Source organism: Labedella phragmitis, from assembly GCF_004078635.1.
GTDB classification, from domain to species: domain Bacteria; phylum Actinomycetota; class Actinomycetes; order Actinomycetales; family Microbacteriaceae; genus Labedella; species Labedella phragmitis.
In genome coordinates this window covers 43056-57609 of the sequence record NZ_RZNB01000004.1, presented here as the reverse complement: position 1 = coordinate 57609, position 14554 = coordinate 43056, and the positions used below count along the sequence as shown (strand labels likewise).

At 69.4% G+C, this 14554-nt stretch carries 12 protein-coding genes and 1 tRNA gene; 9 read left to right on the top strand and 4 right to left on the bottom strand.

Annotated features, from left to right (window positions below):
* Positions 1 to 66 precede the first annotated feature (66 nt).
* Together ELQ90_RS10725 and ELQ90_RS10720 are read right to left on the bottom strand one after the other, a co-directional pair.
* Entirely contained in the window at positions 67 to 1935 is a 1869-nt protein-coding gene (locus ELQ90_RS10725) for a helicase-associated domain-containing protein (RefSeq protein WP_128495284.1), read from the bottom strand.
* A gap of 28 nt (positions 1936 to 1963) precedes the next feature.
* Positions 1964 to 2239, bottom strand: coding sequence for a multidrug ABC transporter ATPase (locus ELQ90_RS10720; RefSeq protein WP_128495283.1), 276 nt, complete (start codon positions 2237 to 2239; stop codon positions 1964 to 1966).
* 195 nt (positions 2240 to 2434) lie between these two features.
* On the opposite strand from ELQ90_RS10720, the gene ELQ90_RS10715 reads away from it, so the two are divergent.
* Together ELQ90_RS10715 and ELQ90_RS10710 are read left to right on the top strand one after the other, a co-directional pair.
* Positions 2435 to 2818, top strand: coding sequence for a cold-shock protein (locus ELQ90_RS10715; RefSeq protein ID WP_128495282.1), 384 nt, complete (start codon positions 2435 to 2437; stop codon positions 2816 to 2818).
* On the top strand, positions 2811 to 3506 hold the full coding sequence (locus ELQ90_RS10710; protein WP_128495281.1) for a DUF3027 domain-containing protein: 696 nt from the start codon (positions 2811 to 2813) through the stop codon (positions 3504 to 3506). The genes ELQ90_RS10715 and ELQ90_RS10710 overlap by 8 nt, the downstream gene beginning before the upstream one ends.
* Before the next feature lie 64 nt (positions 3507 to 3570).
* Here ELQ90_RS10710 and serC read toward each other — a convergent pair whose 3' ends face one another.
* Positions 3571 to 4683: a phosphoserine transaminase gene (gene serC / locus ELQ90_RS10705; RefSeq protein WP_128495280.1), complete on the bottom strand. Its 1113-nt coding sequence runs from the start codon at positions 4681 to 4683 to the stop codon at positions 3571 to 3573.
* A 109-nt stretch (positions 4684 to 4792) separates the two neighbouring features.
* Here serC and ELQ90_RS10700 point away from each other — a divergent pair, with 109 nt between their 5' ends.
* The 4 genes from ELQ90_RS10700 (at position 4793) to ELQ90_RS10685 (ending at position 8624) form a co-directional block, all read left to right on the top strand.
* Complete coding sequence (locus ELQ90_RS10700) at positions 4793 to 5488, top strand: iron-dependent transcriptional repressor DtxR (RefSeq protein ID WP_128495279.1); 696 nt, start codon at positions 4793 to 4795, stop codon at positions 5486 to 5488.
* A 189-nt stretch (positions 5489 to 5677) separates the two neighbouring features.
* Positions 5678 to 6730 (top strand): peptidoglycan DD-metalloendopeptidase family protein, encoded by a 1053-nt coding sequence (locus ELQ90_RS10695; RefSeq protein WP_243696135.1) that lies wholly within the window; start codon positions 5678 to 5680, stop codon positions 6728 to 6730.
* Between the two features lie 232 nt (positions 6731 to 6962).
* The gene (locus ELQ90_RS16815) at positions 6963 to 7766 is read left to right on the top strand and encodes a C40 family peptidase (RefSeq protein ID WP_208020638.1); all 804 of its coding nucleotides are present in this window, start codon (positions 6963 to 6965) and stop codon (positions 7764 to 7766) included.
* Between the two features lie 354 nt (positions 7767 to 8120).
* On the top strand, positions 8121 to 8624 hold the full coding sequence (locus tag ELQ90_RS10685) for an HNH endonuclease (protein ID WP_128495278.1): 504 nt from the start codon (positions 8121 to 8123) through the stop codon (positions 8622 to 8624).
* A 183-nt stretch (positions 8625 to 8807) separates the two neighbouring features.
* Here ELQ90_RS10685 and ELQ90_RS10680 read toward each other — a convergent pair whose 3' ends face one another.
* Positions 8808 to 11360: a metallophosphoesterase gene (locus ELQ90_RS10680; protein WP_208020637.1), complete on the bottom strand. Its 2553-nt coding sequence runs from the start codon at positions 11358 to 11360 to the stop codon at positions 8808 to 8810.
* Positions 11361 to 11562: 202 nt separating this feature from the next.
* Between ELQ90_RS10680 and ELQ90_RS10675 the strand changes: the two genes are divergently transcribed.
* From ELQ90_RS10675 to ELQ90_RS10665, 3 genes are all read left to right on the top strand, one after another.
* A tRNA-Arg gene (locus tag ELQ90_RS10675) sits at positions 11563 to 11637 on the top strand.
* 386 nt (positions 11638 to 12023) lie between these two features.
* The gene (locus tag ELQ90_RS10670; RefSeq protein WP_128495277.1) at positions 12024 to 13553 is read left to right on the top strand and encodes a sugar ABC transporter ATP-binding protein; all 1530 of its coding nucleotides are present in this window, start codon (positions 12024 to 12026) and stop codon (positions 13551 to 13553) included.
* Entirely contained in the window at positions 13550 to 14551 is a 1002-nt protein-coding gene (locus ELQ90_RS10665; RefSeq protein WP_128495276.1) for an ABC transporter permease, read from the top strand. Before ELQ90_RS10670 ends, ELQ90_RS10665 begins: the two co-directional genes overlap by 4 nt.
* The last annotated feature ends 3 nt before the right edge of the window (positions 14552 to 14554 follow it).

Here is a 14554-nt window from a genome sequence, read left to right as displayed (position 1 = left end):
AGGGTCAAGTCTAGGTGCCGCGGCCGGGGCCGGGTGCAGCGGGGCCGAGCCCCGTGCCGGGACCGCTCACGCGGGGAGGACCGAGACGATGCTCCGAACGGGAACGGTTCGCTCGACATCCGCCTTCGCGTCGCGGCCGCGCAATCGCCCGCCGGAGAGACCTGTCGCCTCGAGCCGGAACTCCCGGTCCGAGCCGTCCGGGAACCGAACCACGATCGCGATCGTGCTGCGGCGCTTCACCGCTTCGTCGAGCTGTCGCGAGAGCCAGGCGGCGTCGGTGGCCTCGCCTTCGTCGCCGACTGACGCGCGGAGCCGTTCGAGAAGTCCGCTCGTCGCCCCGGCATCCGAGGTGCGACCGGTCGCGAGACGGAGCCGACCGAGCAGGACGACGGAACCGTCGCTGCTCTCCGGCGCCACGGGATAGCGCGCGTCCTGGAGCGCCCAGAAGACGACGTCGGGCGGCAGCGAACTCTCGAGTTGATCGGACGAACCGGGCGAATTCGTCCGGAGGGCGAGCGGAGCGAGGGCCTGATCGACGCCGATGGCGGCGAGGTAGTCGCGATCGGTCGACCGGACGTAGGACGACGCCGCCGCATTGGCCCCGTCGGCGGGGGAGAAGGGGCCGACCCGGATGAGCCCGTGCCGGGCCGCAGCCTCGGACACGACGTATTCGACGGGCTGGGGCACCCCCGTGAGGGAGACCGAGCGGAGGAAACCGAGAATCTGAGCGCGCGTCGATCCGCTGGACAATGCCCGGCCGACACTCTGGGGCGACAGCCGGTACGTGGACGCGTGCGACCGCGACTCGAGGTCCGTCATCGTGCGGAGGGTGCGGTCGATCTCGGCGCGCAGCGGACCGGGAGCGATGATCGTGAGGTCGTTCTGCACGTAGACCTGGTCGACCTCGCTGGGGAGGTCCGGCGACAGGACGGCGGTCGCCGCGTCGACCCCCTCGGTGAGGAGGGCCATCGCTGCAGGGCTCCAGAGGCCGCGCACGGTGAGACCCAGGATGTCGGAGCGCGCGGCGAGCCGGTCGACGCGTGTGGTGAGCCAGTCGCCGCCGGCGGGGAACCACCAATGAGCGAAGGCTTCGAGCCTCTCGCCGAGCTGGCCGTGCCGCGTCGAGGTCATGACCGCGAGGATCTCGGGAGAGAGGCTCGAGACCCAGGACTCGGCGAGGGTCCGCCACCTGTCGGCGATGCCGAGCCCCAACCACTCGAGGCCCGCGTGGGTGACGAGCCACGAGCGGTCCTCGAGCGCCACGAGTCCGGCGGTCGAGGCGAGTTCGATGAGGGGGCCGACAGCGGCCACGTCGGTCCCGATCACGGTCGCGAGGTGGCGCGCATCGGGGAGCGAGAGCCCACCCCGGCCCAGTTCCCGCGCGGGATGGCGGAGCAGAGCATCGAGCAGGTCACCCGTCCGCGCCGACGCGAGGAAGGCGCGTTCGACGGCCGAGGCGGAGACCGCAGCGGCGTCGGCCGCCGGGGAGATGCTGCTCGGGCGCGGTGCCGCGAGGAGCGCGTCGAGAGCGAGCGAACCGTCGTCGAGGGAGTGCAAGGCGGAGCCGACGGCGTCGATCGGCACGTCGAGGTCCTCGGCGAGGAGCAGGCCCGCGACGACGGCGTGCGAACGGGCCGCGGCGAGATCGTCGGCATCCCAGCCGTCGGAGCCTCCCCGTCGACCGACGAGCGCCAGGAGCTCCTCGAAGGCGAAGGGACGAGCGAGTTCTGCAGCGGCCGCGAGGACCACGAGCGTGGGGCGGTCGAGCCGACGCACCGTCGCTTCGAGGCGGGAGCGGTCGAGGAGGTACTCGGCGAGATCGAAGAGGTCCGCGATGTGGGCGTCGTCGGGGACGTCGCGAGCGACGAGCAGAGCGCGGAGCCTGTCTTCGTCCCAGCGGCGGAGTGCGCTCGCGAGCGCGAGAGTGTCGGTCACTCCGGCCTGCTCGCTGGCGCCGTCATGGTCAGCTCCGCTCGCTGGCGGCGGTGGTCGCCGCGCGGGCTCGTCGCACCGTCGCGACGATGAGCAGGGTCAACAGGAGCAGGAACGCGAGGGGGAGGCCGAAGTACGGCGTCATCGCGACGACGGGCCACACGCTGCCGCGGAAGTCCGTCGCCCCGGCCCACGTGGCGACGAGCACGACGACGAGGCAGACGATCGACATGATCGAGACGCCGACGAGCATGAACATCAGGATGCGTTCGAACCGCGTCGGTCTGAGCGTCGTCGGAGTGGTCACGTTGTCAGGATATGCCCAACGGCTCGAGCGCGGGGTCCGACGTCCTCGCGCAGTGGCGAGCGACAGCGGGACTTCGCGACGCCGCCCGACTAAACTGGAGAGGCGGCGTGAGCGTCGTCCGCTCCTGGGTCGTCCAGGGGCGACCACCCCCGACGCCGACACGATCGGCGTTTCGATCCACAGCGAGGTTCCCCCATGCCCACCGGCAAGGTCAAGTTCTATGACGAGGACAAAGGCTTCGGCTTCATCGCCGGAGACGACGGCCAGGAGGTCTTCCTCCACGCGTCGGCTCTGCCCGCCGACGTCACGAGCGTCAAGGCGGGGACGCGGCTCGAGTACGGCATCGCCGACGGCAAGCGAGGCGCGCAAGCGCTCTCGGTCCGCCTCCTCGAAGCACCGCCGAGCCTCGCGAAGATGAAGCGCAAGTCGGCCGACGACATGGCGATCATCGTCGAAGACCTCGTGAAGCTCCTCGATGGCCTGGGTGCGGGCCTCCGCAAGGGCCGCTACCCGGACGGCGCCCACGGGCGCAAGGTCGCGGCGGTCCTCCGCCGCGTCGCCGACGAGCTCGATGTCTGACGCCGAGGCGGCGTCGGCCGTCGAAGCTACGGAGACCGTCGAGGGCGCCTCGTCCCACGAGGCCGATGCGGATCCGGCGAGCGTCGAGGGCACCGCGGACGAGACGGTCGGGCTCGAGGCCGATCCCGTCCTGCTCGCGTCCCGCGAGCTCGCGCGTGCCGCGCTCATCGAGACGACGCCGGAGCGCACGGTCGGGGAGGACGCCGGTCACATCGTCGAGGCCGATCACGTGCTGTCCCTGCGTTTCGCGAGCCGGCTCGAGGGCTACATCGGATGGTTCTGGACCGTCACGGTCGCTCGCGTCGATGATGCGGAACCGACCGTCCTCGAGGTGTCGTTGCTTCCCGGTGACGGCGCTCTCGTGGCTCCCGACTGGGTGCCGTGGTCCGATCGGCTCGCGGACTACCGCGCGTCGCAGGAGGCGGCCGCCGCTCTCGGCGGATCGCCGGACGACGACGGTGAGGACGACTCCGACGAACTCGACGAGTCGGATCTCGCGGAGGACGACGAGCTCGACATCGACGACCCGGAGGACGCGTCCGACGATGACGACGATGACGACGATGACGACGATGACGACGAGTCCGACGATGATGACGACGAGTCGGACGACGACGAGTCCGATGAGGACGACGACTCGGATGAGGACGACGACTCCGACGAGGAGTACGACGAACGTCGACGGTGAGAGACGCTGAACCAACGAGGAGGGGCCGGTCGCGATCGCGACCGGCCCCTCCTCGTTCACCTGATCAGAGGGAGTCGACGACGAACTCGATCGAGCGCACGAGCTGTTCGACGTCCGACGGATCGATCGCGACGAACGTCGCGACGCGCAGCTGGTTGCGCCCGAGCTTGCGGTAGGGCTCGGTGTCGACGACACCGTTGGCCCGGAGCGCCTTCGCGACGGCCGAAGCGTCGACCGAGTCGTCGAAGTCGATCGTGACGACGACGTTCGACCGTGCCTCGACGTCCTTCACGAAGGGCGTCGTGTAGCTCGTGCGCTCGGCCCAGTCGTAGAGGGTCGCCGCCGATGTCGCGGTGCGCTCGCTCGCCCAGTCGAGCCCTCCGTTGCCGTTGATCCACTCGAGCTGCGCACGCAGCATGACGAGCGTCGCGATGGCGGGGGTGTTGAGCGTCTGCTCGAGCCGGGAGTTCGAGACGGCGTTGGCGAGCGAGAGCGACTCGGGGATGTACCGTCCGCTCGTGGCGATCCGTTCGATGCGCTCGATCGCGGCGGGGGAGACCGCGGCGAACCACAAGCCGCCGTCCGACGCGAAGTTCTTCTGGGGTGCGAAGTAGTAGACGTCGGTCTCCGCGATGTCGACGGGCAGGCCGCCCGCGGCGCTCGTCGCGTCGATCACGGTGAGCGCGCCAGCGTCGCCGTGCACGCGCCGGACCGGCGCCATGACACCCGTGGAGGTCTCGTTGTGCGGCCACGCGTAGACGTCGACACCCTCGACGGGCTCGGCCGCGACGATGCCGCCACCGGGGGCCTTCCGGACGTCGGGCGCCCCGAGCCACGGGGCTCCGGCGGCCGTAGCGAACTTCTGGCCGAACTCGCCGAAGGCGAGGTTCTGGCTGCGTCGTTCGATGAGCGAGAAGGCTGCGGCGTCCCAGAAGGAGGTCGATCCGCCGTTGGCGAGAAGGATCTCGTAGCCGTCTGGCAGCGAGAACAGGTCGGCGAGACCACGGCGGACGTCGCCGACGAGCGACTTCACGGGCGCTTGCCGGTGGGACGTCCCGAGCAGGGAGGTGCCCGCCTGCTCGAGCGCGGCGATCTGTTCGGGGCGGACCTTCGACGGGCCGCAGCCGAATCGTCCGTCGGCGGGCAGGAGGTCACGAGGGATGACGAGCTCAGGCATGGCTCGATTCTAGGGCCGCGGCGCCGCACCGCCCGATCGTGACGTGCGCGGGAGGGGCCCTGCGAAACAGTAGGCTGGGGGCGCATGCGTGAATTCGAAGGGGATGTCGATGACCGACCTTATTGACACAACGGAGATGTATCTCCGCACGATCCTCGATCTCGAGGAGGAGAACATCGTTCCCCTGCGCGCGCGCATCTCGGAGAGGCTCGGCCACTCCGGCCCCACCGTCTCGCAGACCGTCGGCCGGATGGAGCGCGATGGACTCGTCGTCGTCTCCGGAGACCGCCACCTCGAACTGACCGAGCAGGGCCGCCGCCGTGCCGTGCACGTGATGCGCAAGCACCGGCTCGCCGAGAGGCTTCTGAGCGACGTCATCGGACTCGAATGGGAGTTCGTGCACGAAGAGGCCTGCCGCTGGGAGCACGTCATGAGCGAGCAGGTGGAGCGCAAGCTCCTCGAGGTGCTCGACCACCCGACGGAGTCGCCGTACGGCAACCCGATCCCCGGGCTCGAGGAGCTCGGCGGGCCGCAAGCCGCGGTCTTCACCGAGGGGCTCTCGAATGTCGTCGACGTCGTGCGTTCCTCGACCGAGCCCGTCCTCGCGACCGTCCGCCGGCTCGCCGAGCCCGTGCAGTTCGAGCCGGAACTCCTCCTGCAACTGAAGCAGGCCGGTGTCACGCCGGGTGCGACCGCGACGTTCTCGCCCTCCGGTTCCTACGTGCTCGTCCGCGTCGAGGGCCACGGGGACGGTCTCGAACTGCCGACCGAGGTCGCCGGGCACATCTACGTCGCGGTTCTTTAACCCCTGGTCACGCGCGGATTCGCTGTTATCATTCCGTTACTTTCCCGTTAATGCTCCTCGGGAAGACGTGCGTTTCGGCTGATCGTCGCGTATTCTCGGTGAAGTCCAAAGGTCAGAAGCCGACCGACGGACCCCCTGCGAGTCGTCCCGAGACTCGTCACCTCGCGGGGAGAAGCCAAGACATTGGTCGTGACGAGAGCTGCCCTTCGTGGGTTCGGGACGCCGGAGGTCACCCTATTGGTCCTGTCAGCTCCCTCGACGCCAGGCAACCCGGACGACTCGACTCGCGGCGACGCCGCTGCTCCGGAACTGCCCTCGCGTCGGTCCCTGCGTCGTGATGCGCCGGCGACGGCCTCGACCCGTCAGCAGCGTTCGGCCCCGTCCGTCCCGTCGGTGAACGCGCGGTCGACGACTGCCGGCGCCCCGTCATCCCCGCGGGTTCCCGCTCGCACCGCTCCCGCTGCGGCGAAGCAGGGTCCCGCCCGCAAGTCGTTCCGTTCGACCGCGATCGTCGCTCTCGTCGTCCCCGGTCTCTTCGCGACCGTCGCGCTTCCGGCCTACGCCGTCGCTCCGGACGCCACGACGACGGAGGCGACGCACTCCTATGCCGAGCAGTCGGCCCAGACGCTCGTCGTCTCGTCGGCCGCTCAGACCCTGACCGTGAGTCGTGACGCTTACGGCGCCACGACGCCCGAGGAGATCGCCGCCAAGAAGGCCGCGGAAGAGGCCAAGAAGGCTGCAGAGGCGGCTGCCAAAGCCGCCAAGAAAGCCGGACTGTCCGGCGGCGGATCCAGCGGCTCGGGTGGCGGCTCCGCCATCTTCGGTGCGATCGCCGGTTCCGGCGAGGTCCGTTACCCGCTCGCCGTCACCGCGACGATCGGTGACGGATTCGGCTCACGTGGCGGTGCCCACAACGGCGTCGACATGCTGTGCCCGGGCGGCACGGCCATCGGCGCGATCGCCGACGGCACCGTCCGCATCTCGACGGAGAGCTACTTCGGGTACGGCGTCGCGGTGGTCATCGACCACGTCATCAACGGCAAGACCGTCAGCACGCTCTACGGCCACATGACGTACGGCACCCGATCGGTGCAGGTGGGCCAGAAGGTCACCGCCGGCCAGATCATCGGACAGGTTGGAAGCACCGGTCGCTCGACGGCGAACCACCTCCACCTCGAGGTCAAGATCAACGGTTCGCTCGTCGACCCGATGGCCTGGTTGCGCGCGAACGGCGCCGCGTAAGCGATACCCCGCGCGGAGGAACCTCTGCCAACCGTTATGCTTTCGTGATCTTTTTCTCTCGACAACTCGACAATCATGTGATCCGCGCCTAGGGTAGTGCGAGTTCGTCTTCCCAACCGGGACACGGACTGCGACACCGGGTGCCCGTTCCTCGTCCCGGTGATCGACCCGAGAACCACTCAACGAGGCGGGCGCGGCACGAGCCGTCCCGGCGGGCGCTGGAGAATTCTTCGTGAGCCTTCCCGACTCCCACCGTTCACCCCGTTCCGTCTCGCAGCCCCTGGACTCGCGCGCCGCCCGTCGTGAGGCCGAGCGCCGGTTCCGCGCCGCCTCCCGTGCGAAGAAGCTGCGCGCGCGTGCGATCGGCACGGTCATCGTGGCCGGACTCTTCAGCACGACGGCGCTGCCGGCGTTCGCGACCGGGCCCGGCCAGGAGGCGGCGCCCACGACGTTCGAGACCGCCCGCCTCGAGACCCAGTCGCTGACGCTCGACGGGGGAGCGGCGCTCACCGGCGCGGCGGCCGGTGGTTACCGCGCGACGACGACCGAGGAGCTCGCCGCGGCGCGCGCTGCCGCGGAAGCCGAAGCGGCGGCCGAGGCCGCGGCAGCGCGCGCTGCAGCGGCGGCCTCGGCCTCCGCGTCGAGTTCGGTGCCTGGAGGCGGCTCCAGCGTCTCGGGCGACGCTCCGACGCCGTCGTTCAGTCTCGACGCCGTCTTCCAGACCGCGCTGCAGTACCGGGGCACGCCCTACGTCTTCGGCGGTTCGACGCCGTCGGGCTTCGACTGCTCGGGCTTCGTCATGTACGTCTACGCGAAGTTCGGAATCAGCCTCCCTCACTCGGTGAGCGGCCAGGCCGCCGCCGGGACGCGCATCCCGCTCTCGGAGGCCCGCCCCGGCGACCTCGTCATCATGTCGGGTCACGACGGGTTCTACGCGGGCAACGGGATGATCCTCGACGCGCCCCGTCCCGGCAAGGTCGTTCAGATGCGGTCCATCTGGACGAGCGATTACTCGATCGTGCGCATCTCCGGCTGACGCCTCGCGCCGCAGTCGACCGCGGCGACGTGAACTCTGTGTGACGACACGTCGACGATCGACCGGCTCCGTTCGGTTTCCGTTCCCCTCGGGGGTACTCTGATGCTCTGACACTTCTCGAGGAGAAGGGGAGCCGAATGGACAGGGTCTCGGGTATCCACCCCATGGATGCGCGCGGTCTGTACGTCTTGAAGCATTTCAGCCAACTGTGCCTCGGTATCGAGCCGAGCGAAGCAAGGGCGCCGTCTGCGTGACGGTGCCCTTTTTTGTTGCCTGAAACCCCTCGATCGTCGTCTCGTGTCGGTGCAGTTCGAATTACCGGAAACCCAAGCGGCCGTTCGAGAGGAACAACCGATGCGCACACTCGTGCTGAACGCAGGATACGAGCCACTCGCCGTGGTCTCGTTCAAGCGGGCCCTCATGCTCGTGATGAACGACAAGGCGACCGTCGTGGAGGTCGACACCGGTCACCCGGTGTGGGCGACATCCGGGTCGTGGGATCGGCCGAGCGTGATCGTCCTGACGCGCTACGTGCGCATCCCGCACGCCCGACGCGTACCCGTCACCCGGAGGGGAGTGCTCCGTCGCGACGGGAACCACTGCGGGTACTGCGGGAAGGCCGCCACGACGATCGACCACATCCTGCCGCGATCGCGCGGCGGTGAGGACTCCTGGGAGAACCTCGTGGCGTGCTGCCTCAAGTGCAACAACCTGAAGAGCGACCGCACACCGGCGGAGATGGGGTGGAAGCTGCGACTGACCCCGAAGACGCCGCACGGGCCGACGTGGGCCGTGCGCGGCGTCGAGCGGACGACACCCGTCTGGGACCGCTACCTCGACGTCGGCTTCGCCGCCTGACGGAACACGCTCTGCAGCTTCGCAGCTCTGCACACTCTGCGCGTCCACCCGATCCCTCCTGGGTTGACGCATATCGGCGGTCGATCACCGTTTCGATAGCCGATATGTGACAACCGAGCGAAGCTCGGGGTGCACGAAGGCCCCGCCCGGACGTCCGGGCGGGGCCTTCGTGCGTGCAGGAGGCTACTCCGTCGCGCGACGGTGACGTGCGCGGGCGATCACGATGACCGCTCCTCCGAGGAGGAGCGCGATCGCCGCGCCGACGAGCCACGGGGCCACGGTCGCACCGGTGACGGCGAGGTCGTCGCCGGCCTCGTCACCCGACTGGCCGCCGTCGTCGGACGGGGAGTCGTCGGGGTCGCCCGGGAGGGCGGGGTCGTCCGGGTCGGTTCCGGGCTGCGAGGGTCCGGGCGTCGGCTCGGCGGGAGCGGCGGCGATCGCGAAGTCGAGCGCGATGGCGTTCGACGCGCGGGCGCCGAGCGCCTGCACGACGGAGCCGTCGTACTCACCGGACGCGAGGGCGCCGTCGAACGTCACGGTCCACGTGCCGTCCTCGCCGACCGTCGTCGTCCCCGCGAGTTCGCCGACCGCGCGGGCCGTCGTCTCGACGGGTGCGTCGCCGATGGTGACCTCGGCGCCCGGGAAGCCGGTGCCGGAGAGCTCGGTGAGCTCCGTGTCCCACGGCAGCGTGCCGGTCGGGGCGTCGACGGTGAGGGTGCCGAGGTCGGCGCGCTGCGTGAGCCACTCGGCCGGTCCGGTCGCGTGGTCGATGACGCGCGTCTCGCCGATGCAGCCGTTCCAGCCGTTGCGGGCTGCGGCGTCCACGAAGTCGGCGCCGAAGAGCCACGTCGTGTTCTCGTTGATCGACTGACCGCGTGTGTCGGTCGCGTTGCGGAGGACGGGTGCGCCGTCGACGTACATCGTCGTGGTGCTCGACTCCGCGTCGTTGACGATCGCGACGTGGGCCCAGCTCTCCGTCATGATCTCGCCGGACCACGCGGTGCGGTCACCCTTCGTGGTCTGGAGCGGGACCTCCGTGTACTGGAACTCGCGGAGGTTCGAGATGCCGAGCGCGGCGGGTGATGCGGTGTAGTCCCACTGCGACCACGGCATGCCGGGGAGCTCGGAGCGGTTGCCCGAGCGGACGATCGCCTTCGACCAGCCGTTCTTGTCGGCGGTCCAGCTCTCGTCGAGCTTGATGAACGTCTCGAGCGTGTAGCCGTCCTCGAAGGTCTCGTCGTTGGCGGGCGCGTCCGAGGCCGTCTCGAGGTAGCTGAAGCGGTCGGCCGCCTGGTCGGCGTTCGAGAAGCACATCGCCGCGCCGTCGGAGGAGAAGCCGTGGACGTCGTCCTTCACGATCGTGACGTCGCCGACCTCGGCGGTCGAGGAGCCGGAGTCGGCGATCGACACGCGCGTGAGGTCGTTGCCGTTCGCGACGTCGGGAACGACGCCGCCCTCGGGCAGGACGCCCTCGTCAAGAGAGCCCATGCGCCAGTGCGCGACGGTGCCGTCGGCCTCGAGGTAGTCGAGCTCATTGCCCGGCAGTTCCGTGGAGATCGGGTCGGGGCCCTCGAAGCCATCGAGGAGGATGTCGCGAGCGACCTGCGTGAGCTTCGGCTGCGTGGGCTCGCCGGCGGTGAAGCCGGGGTCGAAGGCGGCGAAACGCTCGGCGAAGTCGATGTCGATCGTGAACTGCTGGCCGGGCGCCTCGAGGAACGGCTGGTCGTAGCTCGTCAGGGTCTCCTGCGGCTTCGACACGACCCACGGGGACGCCGTCTGCACGTTGATCGCGTTGTTCGTGAGGTCGAACTCCATGAGCCCGAGGTAACCGTTCCCGCCCTCGTACGCCATCTGGTAGTCCATGAGGACCTGCGTGACGGCGTGGCCGGCGTTGTTGATCTTCGTCTGCTTCGTCGCGCCGTGGAAGTGGCCGTTGAGCGTGAGGAAGATCTGGTCGCTCGGGGCGATGAGGTCGTTCCAGAGCTTGTCGCCGTACTCGGTGTCGCGCGGCGTCTCCTGGTCGGCGTCGATGTTGAGGAGCGAGTGCGTCGTGAGGATCACGGGCACATCGGGGTGTGCCGCCATCGCGTCGCGTGCCCACTGGAACGTCTGCTCCGACGCGCGCCACGTCATGGCGAGCACCATGAACTCCTGGCCCTCGGCTTCGAACACGTGGTACTGGCTGAGCCCTGTGGGGTCGCTGCCCTCGAACGTGGAGACGCCCGCGGCGCGGTCCGGTCCGAACCAGTCGAGGAACGGCTCGTTCGCGAGGTCGTAGTCGACGTCGCTCAGCTGGTCGTTCGAGTTCCGGACGTCGTGGTTGCCCGGAAGGATCGAGTAGGGGAGGGGCGCGTCGTCGAGGGTGCGCACCGCGACGTCGGCGGCCTCCCACTCGCGCGCCGTGCCGACGCGGTCGACGACGTCGCCGAGGTGGGCGACGAACGGGATGTTGAGCGCCTCGGCGTTGTCCGCGAGGAACTCCGTCTGCGCGCGGAACGGGTCACTGCCGTAGCGCGGGAGGAACTGGTCGGACGAGTAGCGCGAGTAGAACTGCGTGTCGGGCAGCACGGCGAACGTGAAGCGCGACGCGAGGTCGTCCGGGGCGGCGACGGCGGGAGCGCCGGGAGCCGCGGCCAACAGGCTCAACGCGACCGCGCCGGCGACTGCGGCCGCCGTGCCGCGCGCCGCGAGGCGCCGACCGGATCCGCCCACGGGGGCGGAGGGGGAGGAATGCACAGGGGTGTCCTTCGAAGTGTGTCGAGTGGGGTGAGCGCTCCCGATGGGAGCGTCCCTACGCTTCCGGCACCCCGTGAACCGTGTATGACCCCGTGCGCGCGCCCTGCTGTCCGCGCGATGAACGGACGGTACGTGGAGGGGATCGTCCGTCGACGCGAGCTTCTCGACGGCTCCGAGGCGTCGGCTAGACTCGATGTCGCCTGCCTCTGTAGCTCAATGGAAGAGCACCTCCGTCCTAAGGAGTTGGTTGGGGGTTCGAGTCCCTCCAGGGGCACCATCTCGTGGGCAGTCGACACGGCTCGCCGCCAGCGACCTCGATTGTGAGTCGGGCAATCCGGAGTCCGCCGACTCGGGACCGGCGTCGACGGCTACCGACCGACATCGGCAGGGCGGGGCGTGTCCGGGCTTCCTCACCCACCGAGCGGGAGCGTTCGTGCGCCTACTTTGCGGCCGTGCTTACGGCCGAGCGTCGAGGTGCGTGATCGCACGGGCTCGGTCGCGTCAGGAACTCGCGCGTCGACGTTTGAGCACGCCGCGGCGACAGGGATGGCCCGATCGTCGTAGCGGAACTACAGATATTCGGACACAATCCGCATCTGGTGCGCCCGTTTGCTCGCGTTCTGCTACATTGCCGTAGTACTACTACAACGCGAAGGAGCGACGGTGTCCTCTCATGACGACAAGCGGTCGCCCGTGCCGGCTTTCCATCTCGATGGGGTCAGCAAGAGCTACCCGGGCGTCCACGCGCTGCGCGACGTCACGCTCGAGGGCTATCCCGGCGAGGTGCTCGCCATCTGCGGCGCGAACGGTGCCGGCAAGTCCACGATGGCGCGTCTGCTCGCCGGTCAGGAGACGCCGACGAGCGGATCGGTGCGGATCGGGTCGCACGGCCAGATCCGGAAGCCAGCCGACGCGGAGGCCGCCGGCGTGCTCCTCATGCACCAGGAGCCCCTCGTGATCGAGGACTTCACCGTCGAGGAGAACGTGTGGCTCACGTCGCTGAGCAGTGCCGACGGCGTGAAGGCGTGGGGCACGGTCCGGCGCGACCGCGGGGCTCGAACCCGCGAGGCCCTCGACGCGGTGGGACTGAGCGATCTGGACCCGCGAACGCCGGTGCGGAGCCTCGGCCCCGGACCCCGGCAGATGCTCGCTTTGAGCCGGACGAGCGTCAACCACCACAAAGTGCTGCTCCTCGACGAGACCACGGCGTCGACGACCGAGGAGCACTTCCGCGACGTCCTCGAACTCGTCGACCGCGAGCGCGCCGCCGGAGTGTGCGTGGTGTTCGTCTCCCACCGGATGCCGGAGGTGTTCGCCATGGCCGACCGGATCGCCGTGCTGCGCAACGGGCAACTCGTGGACGTCGTCCGCACGGCCGACACCGATCCGGACGAGATCCTCACGATGATGATCGGCGAGGCCGTCAGTGCCCTCGAGCCGTTCGACATGAAGCCCGACCCGGCCGCTGACCCGATCCTCGAGGTGCGCGGGCTGAGCTCCGGATCGGCGCACGACATCGACCTCGACGTGCGACCCGGTGAGATCGTCGGGATCTACGGTCTCGTCGGCAGCGGCCGCAGTTCGATCGCCCGTTCCATCTCCGGGCATCAGGACCGGCGGACGGGGACGGTCCGCGTGCGCGGCCGACCCATACCGTCCGGCTCGCCGCGACGGGCGTTGGAGAAGGGGATCGCCTACCTCAGCGAGGATCGCCGCCGCGAGGGATTCGTCCCCGCCTTCACGAACGCGCTCAACCTGACCCTCGCCACCCCCGGACAGGACTCGCGCTGGGGGGTCATCAACCGACGCGCGGAGAAGGCCCGTGTCGCCACGCTGCTGAAGCGATATCAGGTGAAGGGCGGGGCGGAGACCATGACCCGGAGCCTCTCCGGGGGCAACCAGCAGAAGGTGTGCATCGCGAAGTGGCTCGAGGCCACTCCCGAGGTCATGGTGCTCGACGAGCCGACGAAGGGCATCGACGTCCGCGCCCGCCTCAACATCTACGAGATCGTCCGCGATCTCGCCACGGGCGGGAAGGGGGTCGTGGTCGTCACGAGCGAGGCCGAAGAGGCGTTGAAGCTGTGCAGCCGCATCCTCGTCCTCCGCGACGGGGCGGTCGTCGGAACCTACGACCCCCTCACCAGCACCACCGACGACCTGATTCGAGCTTCGCTCGGAGGAGACATCTCATGACCGACACCGTCACCATCCCGACCCCGGACGTCCGGGCAGACCGCTGGGCCGCGATCGGTCGCTGGGCGAAGGAGCAGTACCCGCTCTACATCCTCATCGTCCTGTTGATCGTCGCCGGCCTCACGTCCGACGCGTTCTTCACCCCGAGGAACCTGGCGAACCTGATCCTGCAGACCTCGGTCATCGGGATCGTCACCCTCGCCCAGTTCCTGATCGTGCTCACGGGCGGGATCGACATCAGCGTCGGCTCCGTCCTGGGGCTGTCGGGGGTCCTCGCCGCTGGGCTGCTCAGCGGTTCGAACGTCATCATGGCGATCGCGATCGCCGTCGCGGTCGGCGCCGCCATCGGTGCGATCAACGGCTACCTGGTCGCGTTCCGTGGCCTCGAACCCTTCATCGTGACCCTCGGAATGCTGGCCCTCGCCCGCGGTCTCGTGTACGCCTACACCGAGGGCTCCCCGGTACGTCCCGAGGCGGCCGACTTCCGGGGCATCGCGACCGCGACGGTCGCCGGCATCCCCGTCATCGGCATCCTCTGGCTCGCGCTCGCGCTCGTCGTCGGCTTCATCACACGGCGCACCGTGCTGGGTCGCCGCATCTACGCGGTCGGCAGCAGCAAGGAGGCCGCGCACGCCTCCGGAATCCCGGTGCGCAGCACCCTGCTCGTCACGTACATCATGGCGGGCGTGCTCATCGGCTTCGCCGGTTTCCTGCTCGCCTCCCGCGTGGGCGCCGGCACCCCCACGGCCGGCACGCTCTACGAACTCGACGCGATCGCGGCCGTCGTCATCGGCGGCACGGCTCTGTCGGGCGGACGCGGACGGGTGTTCGGCGCGGTCGTCGGAACGCTGATCTTCGGCGTCATCACGAACCTCCTCGTCCTGCTCAACGTCTCCACGTTCCTGCAGGACGCGTTCCGCGGTGCGCTCATCCTCATCGCGATCCTGCTCACGACCTTCCAGTTCTCCCGCCGCCGCGCGCGGCCGACGATCTCCTGATCC